The organism is Limosilactobacillus coleohominis (assembly GCF_016901675.1).
Classification (GTDB): Bacteria; Bacillota; Bacilli; order Lactobacillales; family Lactobacillaceae; genus Limosilactobacillus; species Limosilactobacillus intestinavium.
Genome location: NZ_JACJKU010000092.1, coordinates 1 through 4,768, shown reverse-complemented (window position 1 = coordinate 4,768; position 4,768 = coordinate 1). Strand labels below are relative to the sequence as shown.

Sequence of the window (4,768 nt, the reverse complement as noted above, 5' to 3'; positions counted from 1 at the left end):
TAAGATGTTTATAAGTCATTTGTGATGTTCCTTTACTTTTGTTTGTGGTTATTCAAAAGTCTATCACAAATGGCTTTTTTATTTTTCTAACTTAATTTTACAAACGGCGCATTAAAAAAGACCGGACGAATTATCCGGTCATGAGTTAATTGTTAAATAAACTTAGAGCACAAGATACATCAAACTTAGTGCTGCTTCCTTCCGGACCTGACACGGTTCGTAAGCATATCCTTGCTCTAAGGCCTTACGGCAAGTAATATCATACACTATTTTCAAATTAAAAACTAGCCCTGTTTTTGTTTTCTTTGTTGCTTCAGTAACTTTTTTCTTTTACGAATTTTACGAAAGAAGTCTTTTAGCATTTGACTACATTCATCTTTCAGCAATCCAGCATGGACGTTTACTTGGTGATTCAAGCGATCATCATTTAATAACGTATACAAGCTATTCACTGCCCCTGCCTTTGGATCAGGAGCAGCATAATACACATTGCGAATCCGTGAATGAATAATTGCTCCGCTACACATGATGCATGGCTCTAATGTGACATACAAATCACAGTCTTCAAGTCGCCAGCTATGCACCGCATCACAGGCTTCCATAATTGCTAAAATTTCAGCATGATAGACTGTTTGTTGAAATTTTTCCCGCATATTATGGCCCGCACCTATTATTTGGCCATCCTTAACTACAACTGCACCAATAGGTACTTCGTCCATTAGTTCAGCCTGATGTGCTTCGTTCATTGCCGCACGCATAAATCGTTCATGTTGATCTTGAGCTTCCACTATGTTCTGTCCTCCACACCACAGATTGTTGTCATTATTTATTTCTATCATAACCGTTTTATATTAAAATGAAAAAGTTAACATTTATGAAACATCATTATTAATAAAAAAATATTGTTCCCTTTGGTTCCTTATTTAATACCATATATAGTGGTTTGTTTCTATTTTAAACACTATATCTGCTGTTTTGTTGATTGATTTTTCAACTAAAACCGCTATACTAGAAAACATCAAACACGAATCAAGTTTATCTGCAGGGGGGGATAATAATGGTAACTGTATTCTCAAAAAATAATTGTGTACAATGCAAAATGACTAAGATGTTTCTCAAACAACATAATGTTAGATTTGTTGAACACAACATTGATGAACATCCCGAATTCGTTGACAGTCTAAAAGCAGACGGATTCAGAGCAACTCCAGTCGTTAAATTGCCTAATGGCGATGCCTTTTCAGGATTTCGCCCTGACATGCTAAAACAACTTGCCTAGGTATTTCCTGAATTTTAATCACAGGCACTTTCCTTGTTATGTGCCTGTTTTATTTTTGCAATTTTTGATTAATAAATGAGAGAGTGTGAATAATGGCTTTATCAGACATCGACTTAACAAAGGTTAAATATTTTGATTATAACAACGAAATTAACATTCCCAAGAATGGTCAAATCCAGCTGGATAAAGACAAGCTTGCTTTGGAAGATTTCATTAAAAACAATGTTGAACCAAATACTAAACGTTTTAGTTCAGAAAAAGAGCGTCTTCAATGGTTGATCGACAATGATTACATTGAAGAAGGTTTTATTAAACAATACCGCTTTGAATTTATCGAAGAACTATATGATTACTTACGCTCCAAACATTTTCATTTTCATTCATTTATGGCCGCTTACAAATTCTACGCACAATATGCCTTGCGGACCAACGATAAGGAATATTATTTGGAGAACTATATTGATCGGGTTGCAATGAACACCCTTTTCCTGGCTAATGGTAATGAAGAATTGGCAATGGACTTGGCTCATGAGCTGATTAATCAACGCTATCAACCTGCCACCCCAACTTTCCTTAATACGGGTCGTAAGCGGCGTGGTGAATTTGTTTCTTGTTTTGAGATTCAAACTACCGATAATATGAACACTATCGGTCGGACACTCAATTCTGCTTTGCAATTATCTAAAATTGGTGGTGGGGTCGGAATTAATTTGACTAACCTCCGTGAAGCCGGTGCTCCTATAAAAAAGATCAAGGGTGCTGCCAGTGGTGTTGTTCCAGTTATGAAACTTCTTGAAGATGCATTTACTTATTCAAACCAGTTGGGTCAACGTCAAGGTGCAGGTGCAGTTTACCTTAGTGTTTTCCATCCTGATATTATTGAATTTCTGGGAGCTAAGAAAGAAAACGCGGATGAAAAGATTCGAATTAAGACGCTCTCGCTTGGTATTACTGTTCCAGATAAGTTCTATGAATTAGTTGAAAAGAACGAGGACATGTACCTCTTCAGTCCATACGATGTTGAACGGGTTTACGGCGAGCCATTTTCCTATGTCGATATTACTGCCGAATATGACAAGATGGTTAATAATGACAAAATTCACAAGAAGAAGATTAATGCTCGTGATTTAGAGGACGAAATTTCTAAGCTTCAACAAGAATCTGGTTACCCATACATTGTCAATATCGATACAGAAAACCGTGCTAATCCAATTGACGGTAAGATTGTCATGAGTAACCTATGTTCCGAAATTGCCCAAGTTCAACAACCATCAGTCGTGAATAACGATCAAAGTTACGCGGAGGTTGGTACCGACGTTTCTTGTAACCTCGGTTCTACTAATATCGCTAACATGATGGATACTCCAGATTTTGGTAAATCAATTCGTGCAATTACCCGTGGACTGACTCACATCTCTGACATCGAATCATTAGATATTGTTCCATCAATTAAACGAGGAAATGAACGTTCACACGCGATTGGCCTTGGTGCCATGGGATTACATGGTTATCTTGCTAAGCACCACATCCAATACGGATCTCCTGTAGCACTGGAATTTACTAGTGTTTACTTCATGCTCCTCAATTATTGGACACTTGTTGCTTCACACGAAATTGCCGTGGAACGTCATGAAACGTTTGCTGATTTTGAAAAAAGTGCCTACGCTGATGGTTCCTACTTTGATAAGTACATTAATAAGGATTGGGGCCCACAGTCAGATGCAGTCAAGGATTTATTTAAGAGCATTTTTATTCCTGGTACTGAAGATTGGGCCAAATTAAAAGAAGCCATCATGAAAGATGGTATTTATAACGCCTATCGTTTAGCAGTGGCACCAAATGGTTCCACTTCCTACATTGGTGACTCTACTTCTAGTCTTCAACCAATCATTAACAAAATTGAAGAACGTCAAGAAAAAATGATTGGTAAGATTTATTACCCTGCACCTTATTTAAGTAACGATACTATGCCTTACTATAAGTCTGCTTATGATACTGATATGCGATCAGTAATTGATACTTACGCTGCTGCTCAACAACATGTTGACCAATCACTGTCTATGACACTATTCATGCGTTCTACTATTCCAGCTGGAATGTATGAATGGAAAAATGGTCGTACTAACAAGATGACCACTCGTGATTTAAACATTCTGCGTCACTATGCATACCAAAAAGGCATTAAGTCCATCTATTATATTCGAACCTTCACTGATGACCAAGACGAAATTGGTGCTAACCAATGTGAAAGTTGCGTTATTTAGTGGAAACGCTATAATTATTAAAGTATTTGTCGGTTAAATAGTAAGGAGAGTCGTAATGAAAATAAATAACTATAAGGCAATTAACTGGAATGAAGTTTCAGATATGATTGACAAATCAACTTGGGAGAAGTTGACTGAACAATTTTGGTTAGATACGCGAATTCCTGTTTCCAATGACCTTGATGATTGGCGTGAGCTGGACACCGATCATCAATGGACAGTTGGTCACGTATTTGGTGGTTTAACTCTGTTAGATACCTTGCAATCACAAGCTGGATTAACGGCATTAAAAGAAGATGTTCGAACACAACATGAAACTGCCGTGCTCAATAACATCCAATTTATGGAATCAGTCCATGCTAAATCTTACTCAACTATCTTCTCAACATTAAATACACCAGACGAAATTCGCGAAATTTTCGACTGGTCAGATAGTGAAGAATATTTACAAAATAAGGCTGTCCGCATCGGTAACATCTATCTTGATGAAAGCGTCAATCCATTAAAGAAAAAGATTGCTAACGTCTTTCTGGAAACCTTCCTGTTTTACTCTGGTTTCTACACTCCTCTGTACTACCTTGGACACAATAAATTAAATAACGTTGCTGAAATTATTAAGTTAATTTTACGTGATGAATCCGTTCACGGTACTTACATTGGTTATAAATTCCAAGTTGGTTTACGTCAACTAACTGAAAAAGAACAACAGGATATGAAAGATTGGATGTACAACTTCTTATATGAACTTTACGATAACGAAGAAAACTACACCCACCTGCTCTATGATCAAGTTGGCTGGACTGATGATGTGCTCACGTTTGTTCGGTACAACGCTAATAAGGCATTGATGAATCTGGGTCAAGACCCATTGTTCCCAGACACAGCTTCCGACGTTAACCCAGTCGTTATGAACGGTATTTCTACCTCTACTTCAAATCATGACTTCTTTAGTCAAGTTGGTAATGGTTACCGTCTTGGTGCTGTCGAGGCCATGAATGATAGTGATTACCATGTTAAGGATCCAAACGCTGGTAAAGATAAGAACACTAAAGATTAACCATTTATCTTAAAAACACGTCTCAGTTTTGAACTGTCCTAAAATTGTTAGACATTTCTGACAATTTTAAGGCAGTTTTTATTTTGTTATTTATTTTTTAATATTGATTGTCTTTTCACAAAGTATATCAAATAGTTTTGAAAACGTTATCATTATTCAGCTATATAT

Annotated in this window: 4 protein-coding genes and 1 other RNA gene; 3 read left to right on the top strand and 2 right to left on the bottom strand. The window is 36.8% G+C overall.

Annotation, left to right across the window (positions count from 1 at the left end; all coding sequences use genetic code 11):
• Positions 1-156 precede the first annotated feature (156 nt).
• Together ffs and tadA are read right to left on the bottom strand one after the other, a co-directional pair.
• An RNA gene (gene ffs, locus H5975_RS07300) (signal recognition particle sRNA small type) lies at positions 157-243 on the bottom strand.
• Positions 244-284: 41 nt separating this feature from the next.
• A complete protein-coding gene (tadA, locus tag H5975_RS07295; protein ID WP_304133531.1) occupies positions 285-788 on the bottom strand; it encodes a tRNA adenosine(34) deaminase TadA in 504 nt (167 codons plus the stop codon).
• 269 nt (positions 789-1,057) lie between these two features.
• On the opposite strand from tadA, the gene nrdH reads away from it, so the two are divergent.
• The 3 genes from nrdH to nrdF all read left to right on the top strand — a co-directional run bounded on the left by nrdH (position 1,058) and on the right by nrdF (position 4,600).
• Positions 1,058-1,279 carry a glutaredoxin-like protein NrdH gene (nrdH, locus tag H5975_RS07290; RefSeq protein ID WP_178661931.1) on the top strand — a complete coding sequence of 74 codons (222 nt, stop codon included), beginning with the start codon at positions 1,058-1,060 and terminating at the stop codon, positions 1,277-1,279.
• 92 nt (positions 1,280-1,371) lie between these two features.
• A complete protein-coding gene (gene nrdE / locus H5975_RS07285; protein WP_204785489.1) occupies positions 1,372-3,543 on the top strand; it encodes a class 1b ribonucleoside-diphosphate reductase subunit alpha in 2,172 nt (723 codons plus the stop codon).
• A gap of 55 nt (positions 3,544-3,598) precedes the next feature.
• Entirely contained in the window at positions 3,599-4,600 is a 1,002-nt protein-coding gene (nrdF, locus tag H5975_RS07280; RefSeq protein WP_204785488.1) for a class 1b ribonucleoside-diphosphate reductase subunit beta, read from the top strand.
• Positions 4,601-4,768 lie beyond the last annotated feature (168 nt).

Excerpts from the sequence above, each read along its gene's own strand:
- nrdH (WP_178661931.1), top strand. The coding sequence starts at position 1,058 with ATGGTAACTGTATTCTCAAAAAATAATTGTGTACAATGCAAAATGACT.
- nrdE (WP_204785489.1), top strand. The coding sequence starts at position 1,372 with ATGGCTTTATCAGACATCGACTTAACAAAGGTTAAATATTTTGATTAT.
- nrdF (WP_204785488.1), top strand. The coding sequence starts at position 3,599 with ATGAAAATAAATAACTATAAGGCAATTAACTGGAATGAAGTTTCAGAT.